Annotated in this window: 1 protein-coding gene; it reads right to left on the bottom strand. The window is 50.0% G+C overall.

Going from position 1 to position 268, the window contains the following annotated elements; all coding sequences use genetic code 11:
• A partial coding sequence (locus tag R0J87_RS20970) for an SDR family NAD(P)-dependent oxidoreductase (RefSeq protein ID WP_498888679.1) occupies positions 1-268 on the bottom strand: 268 nt, incomplete at both ends.

A 268-nucleotide genomic window follows, 5' to 3' on the forward strand; every position in this document is an offset into this window, starting at 1 on the left:
ATACGCCGCTTTCCCGGCAAATCCGACAAGCCCATTGATTGATGCCATATTGATAATACGCCCGAATCCCTGCTTTTTCATGATCGGGAACGCATGCTTAGTGGCGATAAACGGCGCCACGAGCATAATCTGGATCAGCAACGCGTATTTCTCGGTCGGAAATTCCTCGATCGGCGCAACATGCTGCATTCCTGCATTATTGATCAAGATATCCAAGGAACCGAATGGCTCCACAGTTTGGTCGATCGCCGCTTTGATTTGCGCTTCG

It is taken from the genome of Halomonas sp. SIMBA_159 (assembly GCF_046536035.1).
Classification (GTDB): domain Bacteria; phylum Pseudomonadota; class Gammaproteobacteria; order Pseudomonadales; family Halomonadaceae; genus Vreelandella; species Vreelandella venusta_A.